Raw genomic sequence first — 15405 nt, forward strand, 5'->3', positions numbered from 1 at the left:
GACAATAAGAAACCACGGCGGATTGCCCGTCGTGAGCCTTGCGAGCAAGACTCACCGCGGAACGTCCGCTGGACTCGACCTCACGGGAATCTTCATGCGCTGTGCCGCAGCCCAGGCTGCGGATGCGGGGCAGGGGAGTCCGGTGAGGAGCGGTCACAGGTGGCGCGGCACTCATCAAGAGCGCAGCGCCGAATGCGCAGTACCTAACGAAGACGGTAAAAAGCATGAATCTTCACGAGTATCAGGGTAAGCAGCTGTTCGCTGAATACGGCCTGCCAGTATCCAAAGGCTACGCGGTAGACACCCCGGAAGAAGCAGCAGAAGCTTGCGACAAGATCGGCGGCTCCGAGTGGGTTGTCAAAGCCCAGGTTCACGCCGGTGGTCGCGGTAAAGCGGGCGGCGTAAAGCTGGTTCGCAGCAAAGAAGACGCTAAAGCATTCGCTCAACAGTGGTTGGGCAAGCGTCTGGTGACTTACCAGACTGACGCCAATGGTCAGCCAGTCACCAAGATCCTGGTTGAATCGTGCACTGATATCGCTAAAGAGCTGTACCTGGGCGCTGTCGTCGACCGTTCGAGCCGTCGCATCGTGTTCATGGCTTCCACCGAAGGTGGCGTGGACATCGAGAAAATCGCTCACGACACCCCTGAGAAAATCCTCAAGGCTACTATCGATCCACTGGTTGGCGCTCAGCCATTCCAGGGTCGCGAGCTGGCTTTCCAGCTGGGCCTGGAAGGCAAGCAAGTCACTCAGTTCGCCAAGATCTTCGTCGGCCTGGCCAAACTGTTCCAGGACCACGATCTGGCACTGCTGGAAGTGAACCCGCTGGTGATCAAGGCTGATGGCGATCTGCACTGCCTGGACGCGAAGATCAACATCGACGCCAACGCCATGTACCGTCAGCCTAAGCTGAAGACTTTCCACGATCCGTCCCAGGACGATCCGCGCGAAGCGCACGCTGCCAAGTTCGAACTGAACTACGTAGCGCTGGAAGGCAACATCGGCTGCATGGTCAACGGTGCCGGCCTGGCCATGGGTACCATGGACATCGTCAACCTGCACGGCGGCAAGCCAGCCAACTTCCTCGACGTAGGTGGTGGTGCTACCAAAGAGCGCGTGACCGAAGCCTTCAAGATCATCCTGTCCGACACCAACGTCGCTGCAGTACTGGTCAACATCTTCGGCGGCATCGTTCGTTGCGACATGATTGCCGAAGGCATCATCGGTGCAGTGAAAGAAGTCGGCGTGAAAATCCCGGTTGTTGTTCGCCTTGAAGGCAACAACGCTGAACTGGGCGCTAAAGTACTGGCAGAAAGCGGCTTGAACATCATCGCTGCTACCAGCCTGACCGACGCTGCTCAACAAGTTGTCAAAGCTGCGGAGGGCAAATAATGAGCGTCCTGATCAATAAAGACACCAAAGTTATCTGCCAGGGTATTACCGGTTCGCAAGGTAGTTTCCACACCCAGCAAGCCATCGAATACGGCACCAAGATGGTTGGCGGCGTAACTCCGGGCAAAGGCGGCACCGAGCACCTGGGCCTGCCTGTCTTCAACACCGTGAAAGACGCTGTAGCTGCCACTGGCGCCACCGCCAGCGTGATCTACGTTCCAGCTCCTTTCTGCAAGGACTCCATCCTGGAAGCGGCTTTCGGCGGCATCAAGCTGATCGTCTGCATCACCGAAGGCATTCCTACCCTGGACATGCTGGACGCTAAAGTTAAGTGCGACGAGCTGGGTGTTACCCTGATCGGCCCTAACTGCCCAGGCGTGATCACTCCAGGCGAATGCAAGATCGGCATCATGCCAGGTCACATTCACTTGCCAGGCAAGGTCGGTATCGTTTCCCGTTCCGGCACCCTGACTTACGAAGCCGTGAAGCAGACCACTGACGCCGGTTTCGGTCAGTCCACCTGCGTCGGCATCGGTGGTGACCCGATCCCAGGCTCCAACTTCATCGACATCCTGAAGCTGTTCCAGGAAGACCCGAAGACCGAAGCGATCGTGATGATCGGTGAGATCGGCGGTTCGGCTGAAGAAGAAGCGGCTGCCTACATCAAGGCTAACGTGACCAAGCCGGTTGTTTCCTACATCGCGGGTGTGACTGCTCCTCCGGGCAAGCGCATGGGCCATGCTGGCGCAATCATCTCTGGCGGCAAAGGCACTGCAGACGAGAAATTCGCTGCTCTGCAAGACGCAGGCGTGAAAACCGTGCGTTCGCTGGCAGATATCGGCAAGGCCTTGGCCGAGCTGACTGGCTGGGCTGTCAAGTAAGCCTCGCGCTTAGCTGACGCTCCACCAACAAAGGCCACCTTCGGGTGGCCTTTGTTCGTTAAGAGCAGTTGCAAGCCTCAAGCGACAAGCTGCAAGAGAAGCTTGTCGCTTGAAACTTGTACCTTGCAGCTGCTTTTGATACGTAAACGCGACACGCAAATGTCGCTGATCGGACAGTTCGCCCTCTAACAGTGCGTTTGTCTTACAAATTCGGTAGTCTAGCCGCCTCTTTTGCGTCTGCGTCCCACAAGGAAGCCGCGCGCTAAACGGGTCAGTCCTATACGGACCGACAGCATTTCCCTCACCCATAAGGGAAATCCCTCTCTAAATTCCGATTCAGTAGTGTGGTATTTCCTTAATGAAAGTGTTGAAAGGCCAGGACATTCTGGCACTGGGTTTTATGACCTTTGCCCTGTTCGTTGGGGCCGGCAATATCATCTTCCCGCCTATCGTCGGCTTGCAGTCCGGACCTAACGTCTGGATCGCGGCGCTGGGCTTTCTGATCACCGCTGTGGGGCTTCCGGTGGTGACTGTCATTGCGCTGGCCAAGGTCGGTGGGGCGATGGACGCGCTGAGCAGCCCGATCGGCAAGATCGCCGGTGGCCTGCTGGCGGCGGTCTGCTACCTGGCGGTCGGCCCGTTGTTCGCGACGCCGCGTACCGCGACCGTGTCCTTCGAAGTAGGCCTGGCGCCCCTGACCGGCGAAAGCCCGCTGGCGCTGTTCCTCTATAGCTCGGTGTATTTCCTGCTGGTGTTTTTCATCTCCCTTTACCCGGGACGCCTGCTGGATACCGTTGGGCGTTTCCTCGCGCCGCTGAAGATCATCGCCCTGGCCGTACTGGGCATCGCCGCGTTCGCCTTGCCGGCCGGTGATATCGGTGTTGCGACGCCCGAATACGTCGCGGCGCCGTTCTCCCAGGGCTTCATCAATGGTTACCTGACCATGGATACCCTGGGCGCGCTGGTGTTCGGTATCGTCATCGTCAACGCCATCCGTTCCCGCGGTGTCGAGTCGCCACGCCTGATCACCCGTTACGCGATCATCGCCGGGCTGATTGCCGGTATCGGCCTGGCGCTGGTGTATGTCAGCCTGTTCCGCCTGGGTTCGGGCAGCCATGAAGTCGCGGCCGGTGCCACCAATGGCGCGGCGGTGCTGCACGCTTATGTGCAACACACCTTCGGTTCCCTGGGCAGCGGCTTCCTCGCCGTGCTGATTTCCCTGGCCTGCCTGGTGACCGCGGTCGGTTTGACCTGCGCTTGCGCGGAGTACTTCAGCCGCGTACTGCCGCTGTCGTACAAGACCCTGGTGATCATCCTGGCGGCGTTCTCGCTGCTGGTGTCCAATCTGGGCCTGACCAAGCTGATCGCCTTCTCCATCCCGGTGCTGACCGCGATCTACCCACCGTGCATCGCCCTGGTGGCCCTGAGCTTCTGCAAGGACTTCTGGCATGAGCAAGGCCGCATCGTCGGTCCGGTGATGCTGGTGTCCTTCCTGTTCGGCCTGATCGACGCCCTCAAGGGCGCCGGCCTGGCGGACTGGATGCCAACCCAGTTGATGCACCTGCCGCTGAGCGAGCAGGGCTTGGCGTGGTTGGTGCCTTCGGTCATGACCCTGGTGGTCGCGGTAGCCTGCGACCGCCTGCTGGGCAAGCGCAGCGAAGCGCTGGCCTAAACCGCTATCTGTCGGGGCCTGTCACAAGCGGGCACCGAGTAGCCATGAAAATGCCCCGTATCCCGCGATACGGGGCATTTTTTATGGGCGGCCAATGGTGTCTTTTTTCCTCGATCAACGTCGAAGCAGTGCCAGTTGTATCCGCACTCTGCCAACGCCTATCCGGGAACCTGCATGTCGTTCGTCGAAGCCAACCTGATCCATCTCATCGCCGCCCTCTGGTTTGTCATCTGCTGGGGCGGCTACACCCGCTACGCCACGTGGAAGGGCCGCGACACCGCGTGCCTGGCCAGCGTGCTGCACTTGTACCGGGAAGACTGGATGCGCCGCATGCTGCTGCGCGATAACCGCATTGCCGACGCCAGCGTGATCGGCAACCTGGAACGCAATGCCTCGTTCTTTGCCTCCAGCACCCTGATTATCCTCGCTGGTATCCTCACCGTGCTTGGCGCTTCCGAGCGTGCGGTGTCGCTGCTGGCCGACATTCCCATGGTGCAGCAGGCCTCCCAGGGCATGTCGGAGATCAAGCTGCTGTGCCTGGCTCTGGTGTTCGTCTACGCCTTCTTCACCTTCAGCTGGTGCATGCGCCAGTACAACTTCGCGGCCATTCTCGTGGGCTCGGCACCGATGATCGGTGAGCGGCATGTTTCCGAACAGGAGCGAAAAGCCTTTGCAATGCGGGCCGCGCGGGTGATTTCCATGGCCGCCAACCAGTTCAACTTCGGCCTGCGTTCCTATTACTTCGGCATGAGCATGCTGGCCTGGTTCGTCAGCCCCTGGCTGTTCATGCTGATGAGCGCGGGCGTGGTGCTGGTGCTGTACCGCCGGGAGTTTCATTCCGACGTGTTGGATGTGATGGTCTATACCCCTACAGAGGCGCCATTGCCCGAGGCGAACAAGGAGATAGCCTGATGAGTATTGCGTTTTGGTGTGTGTTTATCAGCGCGCTGTTGATTTACGTGGCGCGCGTACCGGTAGCCAGGGCGATGAAAGAGCAGGGCGGCTACGACAATCACCTGCCACGCCAGCAACAGACACAACTCACAGGGTTCGGCGCCCGGGCAGTGGCGGCGCACCAGAACAGTTTCGAAGCCTTCATGTTATTCGCGGTCGGGGTCCTGATGGCCCATACCACCCAGACTCAGGGCTGGCTGATCGACGGCCTGGCGATTGTCTTCGTCATTACGCGGGTTATCTATCTGCTTTGCTATTGGGCGGATCTTGCCTGGCAGCGCAGTCTGGTCTGGTTTATCGGTCTGCTCTGCTCATTGCTGCTGATGCTTAGTCCGACTTTTCGCAGCCTGTTGGCTTAGCGTTATTGCAGACAAAGTAAAGCCCGCACTAGGCGGGCTTTCTTTTTGCTGCACTAAAACCGGATTAGTTGGTTTTAGGAGCGGCTTCCTTGGCAGCTTCTTCAGCCGCTGCTTTGCTCGATTCAACCTGATCTTTGGCTGCTTCGGCATTTTCTTTTGCAGCTTCGTTCACTTTATCCTGAGCTTCATTCATTTTCTGTTGAGCTTGCTCAGCATGTTGGTTGGCATCTTGAGCTTTGTCCTCGGATTTTTTATCGCAGGCAGCGAGACCGAGGGAAGCGGTCAGCATCAGGGCAATAGCTAAAGTCTTACGCATGGGGTGTTTCTCCTTATTGAAGATATCTTCTGGCCTTTCGAGCATGGCTCTACAGGTTAAGTTCCTTGAAAGTTAAAGATATATAAAGTGCCAGCAATATGGAACTTTTACCTGCCGGGTTAACCGAGCGGTTTTGACACCAACTAGAGAATTTCCTTATGGAGCAAAACCCTGTTTTTGAGCGTGCGACGCGGTTTTTGTCGGCGCTGCGCCATTGCCAGGTATTGGCCATGAGCGTGCACAGCGCCTCAAAAGACGGCATCACCCTGATGTTGCCTTACAGCTCGCAGATAGTCGGCAACCCCGAGACCGGAGTGATCCACGGTGGCGCGCTGACCTCGTTGATGGACACCGCCTGTGGCATGGCGACCTTGTGCGTCCTGCCGGAGTTCGAGGTCTGCCCGACCCTGGACCTGCGCATCGATTACATGCACCCGGCGCAGCCGGGCAAGAGCGTGTATGGTTTTGCCCAGTGCTACCGGGTGACCACCGATGTGATTTTCACCCGTGGTTTTGCCTATCAGGACGACCCCGAGCACCCTGTTGCCCATGTGGTGGGCACCTTCATGCGGATGGGCAAGGGCATCAAGGGCAGCAAAGGTTTTGCCGGCGCCATCAAGGGTGAGCAGCCATGAGCGACGATTTCCAGAAGCAAGTGCTGCATGCCCACCAGCAAGGCGATTACGCCGCGCTGCTGCAATTGATTCCCTACGCCAGACTGATTGGCATCGAGTGTTCGCGGCAGGGCGATGAGTTGCTGTTTCGCCTGCCCGCCAACCGCGACAATATCGGCAACCCGTTGCTGCCGGCCCTGCACGGTGGGGTGATCGCCGGATTCATGGAGCTGGCCGCGGCCCTGCATCTGTTGATTGGCACCGGCTCGCCGGGCGTGCCGAAGATCATCGATTTTTCCCTCGATTACCTGCGCGCCGGGCAATTTCGCGATACCTATGCCAAATGCCAGGTCTGCCGCCAGGGACGGCGGGTGGCAAACGTGGCCATCACCGCCTGGCAGAGCAGCGCGGAGGAGCCGATTGCCACCGCCCGCGCACATTTCAAGCTCGAAGAAAGTCCAGGGCCTTGAAATCTCAGGTATAGCCCCCAACTCTGTGGACATCCCGCCGTAAGCCCTCCGGGCGCGGCTTATGCCATCTGATTGGAGTTTGATGACCATGAGTGTGGAAACTCAAAAGGAAACCCTGGGCTTCCAGACCGAGGTAAAGCAACTGCTGCACCTCATGATCCATTCGCTGTATTCCAACAAGGAAATCTTCCTTCGCGAACTGATCTCGAACGCCTCTGACGCTGTCGACAAATTGCGCTTCGAAGCCCTGTCCAAGCCTGAGTTGCTGGAAGGTGGCGCGGAGCTGAAAATCCGTGTGAGCTTCGACAAGGACGCCAAGACCGTCACCCTCGAAGACAACGGCATCGGCATGAGCCGGGACGATGTGATCACCCACCTGGGGACCATCGCCAAGTCCGGCACCGCCGATTTCATGAAAAACCTCACCGGCGACCAGAAGAAGGATTCGCACCTGATCGGTCAGTTCGGCGTGGGCTTCTATTCCGCCTTCATCGTCGCCGACAAGGTCGATGTCTTCAGCCGCCGCGCCGGCCTTGACGCCAGCGAAGGCGTGCACTGGTCCTCCAAGGGCGAAGGTGAGTTCGAAGTCGCGACCATCGACAAGGCCGATCGCGGTACCCGCATCGTCCTGCACCTGAAGTCCGGCGAAGACGAGTTCGCCGACGGCTGGCGCCTGCGCAACATCATCAAGAAGTACTCCGACCATATCGCCCTGCCGATCGAGCTGCCGAAAGAGGCCGCTGCCGCTGAGGGCGAGGAGAAGCCTGCGCAGGAATGGGAAACCGTCAACCGCGCCAGTGCCCTGTGGACCCGTCCGCGTACCGAAATCAAGGACGAGGAATACCAGGAGTTCTACAAGCACATCGCTCATGACTTCGAGAACCCGCTGAGCTGGAGCCACAACAAGGTCGAAGGCAAGCTGGAATACAGCTCGCTGCTGTACGTGCCGGCCCGTGCGCCATTCGACCTGTACCAGCGTGAAGCGCCGAAAGGCCTGAAGCTGTACGTGCAGCGCGTGTTCGTGATGGACCAGGCGGAATCCTTCCTGCCGCTGTACCTGCGCTTCATCAAGGGCGTGGTCGACTCCAACGACCTGTCGCTGAACGTGTCGCGGGAAATCCTGCAGAAAGACCCGATCATCGACTCCATGAAGTCGGCGCTGACCAAGCGCGTGCTGGACATGCTGGAAAAACTGGCGAAGAACGAGCCTGAGCAATACAAGGGCTTCTGGAAAAACTTCGGCCAGGTGATGAAGGAAGGCCCGGCCGAAGACTTCGCCAACAAGGAAAAGATCGCCGGCCTGCTGCGCTTCGCCTCCACCCAGGGTGACGACGGCGAGCAGAGTGTTTCCCTGGCCGAGTACCTGGCACGCGCCAAGGAAGGCCAGGACAAGATCTACTACCTCACCGGCGAAACCTACGCGCAGGTCAAGAACAGCCCGCACCTGGAAGTCTTCCGCAAGAAAGGCATCGAAGTGCTGCTGCTGACCGACCGCATCGACGAGTGGCTGATGAGCTACCTGAGCGACTTCGACGGCAAGGGTTTTGTCGACGTGGCGCGGGGTGACCTGGACCTGGGCAACCTGGACTCGGAAGAGGACAAGAAGGCCGCGCAAGAAGTCGCCAAGAGCAAGGAAGGCCTGGTGGAGCGGATCAAGACCGCCCTGGGCGATACCGTCAGCGAAGTGCGGGTTTCCCACCGTCTGACCGACTCCCCGGCGATCCTGGCGATCGGCGAGCAGGACCTGGGCCTGCAGATGCGCCAGATCCTCGAGGCCAGCGGGCAGAAGGTGCCGGATTCCAAGCCGATCTTCGAATTCAACCCGGCTCACCCGTTGATCGAGAAACTCGACGGCGAGCAGAGCGACGAGCGCTTCGGCGACCTGTCGCACATCCTCTTCGATCAGGCGGCCCTGGCTGCCGGCGACAGCTTGAAAGACCCGGCCGCCTATGTGCGCCGCCTGAACAAGCTGCTGGTTGAACTGTCGGTTTAACTGCGTTGTATAGAAACCCGCTTCGGCGGGTTTTTTCATTCCGGTGTTTTTGAATCAGGAGTCTGAAATGAGCCAAGTCACTGTTCGTTCCCTGGTCTACCAGATTGATGGTCAATCCTATGAAAGCCGCCTGGCGTTCGATGCCAGCCAGCAGGGCCCGTGTCCGGGGCTGTTGATGGCGCCGAACTGGATGGGGGTCGGCGCCGGTGCCGAGAAGATCGCCGAGGCGGTCGCCGCCAAGGGGTATGTGGTGCTGATCGCCGACCTGTACGGGCAACAGGTCCGCCCGAGCAACGGCGACGAGGCGGGTGCCGCCATGATGCCGCTGAAGAATGACCGGGCCTTGCTGCGCAAGCGCATGCAGGCGGCCTTCGAGGCGCTGCAGAGCCAGCAGGAAGCGGCGGTGGACAAGGCCCGGCTGGCCACCTTCGGCTTCTGCTTTGGCGGTTGCTGCTCCCTGGAGTTGGCGCGCAGCGGTGCGCCGCTGAAAGCCGCGGTGTCGTTCCACGGCAGCCTGGATACGCCGAACCCGGCCGACGCCCGGAACATCAAGGGTTCGGTGCTGGTGCTGCATGGCGCCTCCGACCCGCTGGTGCCGAAAGAGCAATTGCCGGCCTTCGAAGAGGAAATGAACGCCGCAGGGGTGGATTGGCAACTGCTGAGTTACGGCGGCGCGGTGCATTCCTTCACCGATCCGCACGCCAATGTGCCGGGCAAGATGATGTACGACGCCAAGACCGCCCGTCGCGCCTTCACCTCGATGCACAACTTGCTGGATGAAGTGTTCAAGGGCTGAGCCCCGGGAACCACAAGCCCGCTTGGCGATGCAATGCGGCTCTCAGTGAGCCGCATTGTACGCCAGGCGGGCTTTTTTTGTGCCTGTCGGCCATTCAGATCCGCGTCAGTGCCTGGGCCAGGTCGGCGCGCAGGTCCTCCACATCCTCGACGCCCACGGACAAACGCACCAGCCCGTCGCCGATGCCGAGCTGCGCCCGGGTATCCGCGGGAATGCTGGCGTGGGTCATGATCGCCGGGTGCTCGATCAGGCTTTCCACCCCGCCCAGGCTCTCGGCCAGGGCAAAGATCCGCACGCTCTCGAGAAAACGCCTGGCGCCGGCGAGGTCGCAGTCCAGGTCGAGGGAAATCATCCCGCCGAAACCGTGCATCTGCCGCCGTGCCAGTGCGTGCTGCGGGTGGGACGGCAGGCCCGGGTAGTAGACCCGCGCCACCTGTGGCTGGCGTTCCAGCCATTGCGCCAGCTCCAGGGCGTTGCTGCAGTGGCGTTCCATGCGCAGCGCCAGGGTCTTCACCCCGCGCAGGGTGAGGAAGGCGTCGAACGGCCCGGCGATCGCTCCCACGGCGTTCTGCAGGAAGCCCAGGCGCTCGGCCAGGTCGGGGTTCTGCCCGACCACCGCGATGCCGCCGATCACGTCGGAATGGCCGTTGAGGTACTTGGTCGTCGAGTGCAGCACGATATCGAAGCCCAGCTCCAGCGGACGCTGGATCCACGGGCTGGCAAAGGTGTTGTCGGCGACGCAGATGATGCCCCGCGCCCGGCAGATGCGTGCGATGGCGGCGAGATCGGTGAGGCGCAGCAGGGGATTGCTCGGGGTCTCGACCATGACCATCCGTGTGTCGTCCTGCAGCGCCGCTTCGAAAGCCGACAGATCGGTCAGGTCGACGAAGCTGAAGCGATGGCCGGCGCTGCGTTGGCGCACCTTGTCGAAGAGACGGAACGTCCCGCCGTACAAGTCATTGCCGGAAACGATATGCGCGCCCGCGTCGAGCAGTTCGAGCACGGTGGAAATCGTTGCCAGCCCGGAGGCGAAGGCGAAGGCCTGGGTGCCGCCCTCGAGGTCCGCCACGCAGCGTTCCAGGGCCCAGCGCGTGGGGTTGTGCGAGCGCCCGTAGTCGAGCCCCTTGTGCACCCCGGGGCTTTGCTGGGCATAGGTGGAGTTGGCGTAGATCGGCGGCATCAGCGCCCCGGTGGAAGGGTCCGGCGTTTGCCCCGCATGGATTACCCGGGTGGCGAAGGCGCGTGGCGCGCGGCTTTCATCCTGTTGGCTCATGGCAGTGATCTCCGTAAGTGGTTGAGCATGTCGACCCGGGTAATCAAGCCGTGGAAGCCCGAAGCGTCGGCGATGATCGCCACGAAGCCACGGTCGAGTTCCGCCTCCAGTTCGGCCAGGCTGGCGCCGGGAGGCAGGGTTTCCAGCTGATCGGTCATGGCGCTGGCCACGGTCTTGCGAAAGTGTGAAGCATCTTCGTGCACGCCCAGCAGGATGTCCGACTCGTCGATCACCCCGACCAGCCGCTGCCCATCCACCAGCACCGGCAGTTGCGAGACGTCAGCCAGGCGCATGCGCTGGAAGGCGGTGAGCAGGGTATCGTCCGGCCCCACGCTGATCACCCGGCCGTCCTCGAAGCGCCGCGCGATCAGGTCGCGCAGGTCGCCGTAGCCTTTGCGTTGCAGCAGGCCCTGGTCGTTCATCCATTGGTCGTTGTAGATCTTCGACAGGTAGCGGGTGCCAGTGTCGCAGACGAAGCTGACTACCCGCTTCGGCTCAGTCTGCTCGCGGCAGTAGCGCAGAGCCGCGGCCAGCAGGGTACCGGTCGAAGAGCCGCCGAGAATACCCTCGGCGCGCAGCAACTGGCGGGCGTGCTCGAAACTTTCCTCGTCGCTGATGGAATAGGCCTTGCGCACGCTGGAGAGGTCGGCGATGGACGGAATGAAGTCTTCGCCGATGCCTTCCACCGCCCAGGAACCGGGCGTGCCGAGGGCGCCGCTGCGGCTGTATTCGGCCATCACCGAGCCGACCGGATCGGCCAGGACCATGGCCAGGTCCGGCTGCACCCGGCGGAAGAACCGGGTCAGGCCGGTCAGGGTGCCGGCGGAGCCGACGCCGACCACGATGGCGTCCACGTCATGCTGGGTCTGCGCCCAGATTTCCGGCGCGGTGCTGCATTCGTGGGCCAGCGGGTTGGCCGGGTTGTTGAACTGATCGGCGAAGAACGCGTCGGGAATCTCCTTGGTCAGGCGCGCGGCCATATCCTGGTAATAGTCAGGGTGGCCCTTGCCGACATCGGAGCGGGTGATGTGCACTTCGGCGCCCATCGCCTTGAGGTGCAGGACTTTCTCGGTGGACATCTTGTCCGGCACCACCAGGACCACTCGATAACCCTTGGCGCGGCCGACCAGGGCCAGGCCGAGGCCGGTGTTGCCGGCGGTGGCCTCGACTATGGTGCCACCGGGTCGCAGGCGGCCATCGCGCTCGGCGGCGTCGATCATCGCCAGGCCGATGCGGTCCTTGATCGAGCCACCGGGGTTTTGCGATTCAAGCTTGAGAAACAGCGTACAGGGGCCGGTATCGAAACGGCTGACACGCACCAGCGGCGTGTTGCCGATCAGTTCGAGCACGGCGGGACGGGAGTCGTTCGGCATGTGGTCACCTCGCTGCGCAAAGCTGCGCTGGATGGGCGACCCACGGCGAATCATCGCGCGCCGGTCGCAGGCAATGCATCGCTTGGACCATAGGCCGGGATCCGACTACCCGCAACCGCTCGCGCCGGCCGGTACCTGGTTGCGCAACCAGGCGGCGGGGGAAGCCTGGCCCGGCGCTTGACCTGTCCGGATCACCGAGCGCCCGGCGCTACAGGGGGGACGGCGAGCCTTTGCCCTTGGGCAGTTCGATTCTTTCGCTTTCCCCCGGTACTGTCGGCCAGTCGCCGGCGGCCCAGCGCTGGCGGGCTTCATCGATACGCGCCGGGTCGCTGGAAACGAAGTTCCAGTTGATCCGCCGCGGACCGTCCAGCGGCGCGCCGCCGAACAGCACGGCATGGCAATCGCTGTCGGCGAACAGGGTGGGAGTGGTTCCGGTGGGCAGGATCACCAGCGCATGCGGCTCGACGGGCTCGCCATCCAGCTGGGCGTCGCCTTCGAGCACGTACAGGGCGCGCTCCTCGTGTTCGGCGGGGATCAGCAGGGTGGTCGCGGTCTGCAACTGTATTTCGGCATACAGGGTCGGGGAGAGCACCGGCACCGGCGATTCCAGGCAGAAACCGCTGCCGGCGATCATGCGGATCTTGACCCCGAGGTTGTCGCTGACCGGCAAGGTCGCGGCCGGGTGATGGCTATAGTGCCCCGGGCCTTGTTCATGGGCCTTGGGCGAAGCCAACCAGACCTGCAGGCCGTGCATGCTGAAGTCGCTGTCGATCAGCGCCTGCGGGGTGCGCTCGACATGGGCGATGGCGCTGCCGGCGGTCATCCAGCTGACATCCCCCTGGTTCACCACCTGGTCGGAACCCAGGCTGTCCTTGTGCTGGATCTGCCCCTGGAACAGGTAGGTCAGGGTCGACAGGCCGATATGTGGGTGCTGGCGGATATTCATGCCCTTGCCCGCGGGGTAGCGGGTTTGCAGCATATGATCGAAAAACACGAAGGGCCCCACGCTGCGGCATTGGGCCGAGGGCAGCGGACGCAGTATGGGTTGGCCTTCGACGTCCTCGGCGCGAGGGCGAATCACGAGCGGTGTGTTCATGGTGCATTCCAGGCTGATCGGGTTATGCCCGGGAGCATAACCCGCTTGTGCGAGCCGTGGCGCTATTGGCTGAAGGCGCCTTCGGAGAGGTGGGTCTCGATGCTCACCTCGGCGGTGGTCATCAGCTTGTGCACCGGGCAGCGGTCGGCGACGCGATGCAGTTCTTCACGCTGGGCGTCGGTGAGCACGCCCTTGAGGGTCAGCTTGACGTGCAGCGCATATTTGCCTTTCTGCTCCTGGCTGTTGTCGTGCTTGACCTCGACCGTCACGCCGGTGAGCGGAATCTCTTTTTTCTGCGCATACAGCTTGAGGGTCAGGGCCTTGCAGGCACCCAGGGCGGCATCGAAAAAGTCGTGGGGTTCCGGCGCGGAGCCTTCGCCGCCCAGGGTCTTGGGCAGGTCGGCGAACAATTGATGGTCATCGATCTGGATGCTGTGGCGGAAACCTTCGCTGGACTCGGTGTTGACGGTGATAGTCATGGCGGACCTCGGGCAGTGGTGAGCAGTCGGAACAGACATTGAAAGGTGGTGCAGTTATAGAGCATTACGCTTGCCGTGCGTTCCCCTTTTTCTGAACCGTCACCTGCGGGGCAGGGTCTACCCAGCGTCAACCGACGGGAGCCCGCCCATGCACTGGATCTACCTGAGCACCTTGCTGTTGCTGCTGCCGAGCGCCTGGGCCCAGGCCCGCGACTACGCCTACAGCGATGCTCACTTGCATTACGTCGACTTCTTCCAGGAGTCGGCAGGCATGGACAAGCTGCTCAAGGCCATGGCCGACAATCGCATCGAGCATGTGATGATTTCCGGTATCCCGGTGGCCAAGAAATGGCATGAAGACGAACCCAAGCGACCGCGCTACTACGCCGGCGACGACGCCGATGCCTACTGGTACAGCGCCACCGATGTGATTGTCGCTGCCGCGGTGAACCGCCTGACGCCCGAGCAGCGCCAGCATTTTCATCCGTTCCTGTCCGGCTTCAACCCCAACGACAAGAACTCCGACGCCCATATCCAGCGCATGCTCGACCTCAATCCGGGGCTATGGCAGGGCATCGGCGAGGTGTTCACCCGCCACGACGACCTGACCGCGCTGACCTCCGGCGATACGCCACGGGCCAATAACGAGGCGATGACGCGGATCTATCACCTGGCGGCGGAAAACGACCTGCCGGTGATGCTGCATTCCAACATCACCTCCAAGCGCGAGAAGAACCCGCTGTACCTGGCGGAAATCGAAGAGCCGCTGCGCAAGCATCCCCACACGCGCTTTATCTGGGCCCACGCGGGCACCAGCATGGAGATCCACCGGCATCAGGTGCAGCTGGATTTTCTCCTGCCGACCCTGGCGCGGATGCTCGAGTCTTATCCCAACCTCTACATCGACCTGTCCTGGAGCGTGCTCAGGCCGTATCTGCTGGATGAGCAGGGCGTGCCCCGGGCGCAGTGGCTGAAGCTGGTGGAGCGCTTTCCCGAGCGCTTCATGCTGGGTTCGGACGTGGTGGGGCGCTTCAACAAGCTGGGGCGGGAAATGCGCGGCTTCGATCCCTTCCTCGATGCCTTGCCGGAGGCCGTGGCGCGCAAGGTGGCCCGGGACAACTTCCTTGCCGTGCTGCCGCGCGCACGTTGATCCTGGGTGGCTCCGGTTGGTGGGCGTTGCCAAGGCGCTGGCGATGCAGGTTTGTCATCAGCCTGTCATGCCTGCGTCATAGGCTCGCGCCATCTCAATCAAGGAGCGCGATATGCACCTCACCCGTTTAAGCGCATTGGCGGCGCTGATGATGCTCAGTGGCCTTGCCAGTGCTGAAGTCCGTGTCGAAGGACCGGTGGAATATGGTGTGTTCGAGGGGCCAAAGGCCGCGTTGCAGTCGGGTGAGCGGGTGCTGCGGCGCAGCAACGAAAACATCGAGCAGACCGAGATCGTGCCCGCGCGGCTGGGCACCAAGTTCGGCCTGCGTTATCAGTTGGCCGGCAAGGTGGCCGAGGATGTGCCGCTGACCCTGCTGTATTTCACGCCGGGCATCCGCACCCCGGATGGCCAGCGTCACGACAAGCTCGAAGTGACCCAGAAACTGGTGCCGGGCGCGCCGCAGGACATCATGGCCTATGAGTTCACCGAGAGTCATGAGGTGATCCCCGGCGAGTGGCGTTTCATGGTATTCCAGGGCGACCGTTTGTTGGTCCAGCAGCGTTTTACCGTACGCTGAATCGTTTACGC

16 protein-coding genes are annotated in these 15405 nt (G+C 61.6%); 11 read left to right on the forward strand and 5 right to left on the reverse strand.

Annotation, left to right across the window (positions count from 1 at the left end; all coding sequences use genetic code 11):
• Nucleotides 1-224 precede the first annotated feature (224 nt).
• The 5 genes from sucC (at nt 225) to J4E58_RS00235 (ending at nt 5257) form a co-directional block, all read left to right on the forward strand.
• Entirely contained in the window at nt 225-1391 is a 1167-nt protein-coding gene (sucC, locus tag J4E58_RS00215) for an ADP-forming succinate--CoA ligase subunit beta (RefSeq protein ID WP_007931510.1), read from the forward strand.
• Entirely contained in the window at nt 1391-2272 is an 882-nt protein-coding gene (gene sucD / locus J4E58_RS00220; RefSeq protein ID WP_007931513.1) for a succinate--CoA ligase subunit alpha, read from the forward strand. Before sucC ends, sucD begins: the two co-directional genes overlap by 1 nt.
• A gap of 358 nt (nt 2273-2630) precedes the next feature.
• The gene (gene brnQ, locus J4E58_RS00225; protein ID WP_007931515.1) at nt 2631-3944 is read left to right on the forward strand and encodes a branched-chain amino acid transport system II carrier protein; all 1314 of its coding nucleotides are present in this window, start codon (nt 2631-2633) and stop codon (nt 3942-3944) included.
• 174 nt (nt 3945-4118) lie between these two features.
• Nucleotides 4119-4856: a DUF599 domain-containing protein gene (locus J4E58_RS00230; protein WP_007931525.1), complete on the forward strand. Its 738-nt coding sequence runs from the start codon at nt 4119-4121 to the stop codon at nt 4854-4856.
• Nucleotides 4856-5257 (forward strand): MAPEG family protein, encoded by a 402-nt coding sequence (locus J4E58_RS00235; protein ID WP_087088815.1) that lies wholly within the window; start codon nt 4856-4858, stop codon nt 5255-5257. The genes J4E58_RS00230 and J4E58_RS00235 overlap by 1 nt, the downstream gene beginning before the upstream one ends.
• Nucleotides 5258-5321: 64 nt before the next feature.
• On the opposite strand, the gene J4E58_RS00240 is transcribed toward J4E58_RS00235, so the two are convergent.
• Entirely contained in the window at nt 5322-5573 is a 252-nt protein-coding gene (locus tag J4E58_RS00240) for a hypothetical protein (RefSeq protein ID WP_007931529.1), read from the reverse strand.
• A gap of 158 nt (nt 5574-5731) precedes the next feature.
• On the opposite strand from J4E58_RS00240, the gene J4E58_RS00245 reads away from it, so the two are divergent.
• The 4 genes from J4E58_RS00245 to J4E58_RS00260 all read left to right on the forward strand — a co-directional run bounded on the left by J4E58_RS00245 (nt 5732) and on the right by J4E58_RS00260 (nt 9446).
• Nucleotides 5732-6208, forward strand: a complete 477-nt coding sequence (locus tag J4E58_RS00245; RefSeq protein ID WP_037035982.1) for a PaaI family thioesterase — start codon at nt 5732-5734, stop codon at nt 6206-6208.
• Nucleotides 6205-6657: a PaaI family thioesterase gene (locus J4E58_RS00250; protein ID WP_053260158.1), complete on the forward strand. Its 453-nt coding sequence runs from the start codon at nt 6205-6207 to the stop codon at nt 6655-6657. Before J4E58_RS00245 ends, J4E58_RS00250 begins: the two co-directional genes overlap by 4 nt.
• An 88-nt stretch (nt 6658-6745) precedes the next feature.
• A complete protein-coding gene (htpG, locus tag J4E58_RS00255) occupies nt 6746-8650 on the forward strand; it encodes a molecular chaperone HtpG (protein ID WP_087089313.1) in 1905 nt (634 codons plus the stop codon).
• Between the two features lie 67 nt (nt 8651-8717).
• Entirely contained in the window at nt 8718-9446 is a 729-nt protein-coding gene (locus J4E58_RS00260; protein ID WP_087088813.1) for a dienelactone hydrolase family protein, read from the forward strand.
• Between the two features lie 94 nt (nt 9447-9540).
• On the opposite strand, the gene J4E58_RS00265 is transcribed toward J4E58_RS00260, so the two are convergent.
• The 4 genes from J4E58_RS00265 to J4E58_RS00280 form a co-directional block, all read right to left on the reverse strand.
• Complete coding sequence (locus tag J4E58_RS00265; RefSeq protein ID WP_087088810.1) at nt 9541-10719, reverse strand: PLP-dependent aspartate aminotransferase family protein; 1179 nt, start codon at nt 10717-10719, stop codon at nt 9541-9543.
• Nucleotides 10716-12092, reverse strand: a complete 1377-nt coding sequence (locus tag J4E58_RS00270; protein WP_085530195.1) for a pyridoxal-phosphate dependent enzyme — start codon at nt 12090-12092, stop codon at nt 10716-10718. Before J4E58_RS00270 ends, J4E58_RS00265 begins: the two co-directional genes overlap by 4 nt.
• Nucleotides 12093-12300: 208 nt before the next feature.
• Nucleotides 12301-13188 (reverse strand): pirin family protein, encoded by an 888-nt coding sequence (locus J4E58_RS00275; protein ID WP_009042800.1) that lies wholly within the window; start codon nt 13186-13188, stop codon nt 12301-12303.
• 62 nt (nt 13189-13250) lie between these two features.
• On the reverse strand, nt 13251-13667 hold the full coding sequence (locus J4E58_RS00280) for an OsmC family protein (protein WP_007931549.1): 417 nt from the start codon (nt 13665-13667) through the stop codon (nt 13251-13253).
• A gap of 148 nt (nt 13668-13815) precedes the next feature.
• On the opposite strand from J4E58_RS00280, the gene J4E58_RS00285 reads away from it, so the two are divergent.
• Both J4E58_RS00285 and J4E58_RS00290 read left to right on the forward strand, forming a co-directional pair.
• The gene (locus J4E58_RS00285) at nt 13816-14817 is read left to right on the forward strand and encodes an amidohydrolase family protein (RefSeq protein ID WP_087088808.1); all 1002 of its coding nucleotides are present in this window, start codon (nt 13816-13818) and stop codon (nt 14815-14817) included.
• A 112-nt stretch (nt 14818-14929) separates the two neighbouring features.
• Nucleotides 14930-15394, forward strand: coding sequence for a DUF3859 domain-containing protein (locus J4E58_RS00290; protein ID WP_007931553.1), 465 nt, complete (start codon nt 14930-14932; stop codon nt 15392-15394).
• Nucleotides 15395-15405: the final 11 nt, after the last annotated feature.

Source organism: Pseudomonas sp. FW305-25 (assembly GCF_017351415.1).
In the GTDB taxonomy this organism is placed as follows: Bacteria; Pseudomonadota; Gammaproteobacteria; order Pseudomonadales; family Pseudomonadaceae; genus Aquipseudomonas; species Aquipseudomonas chlororaphis.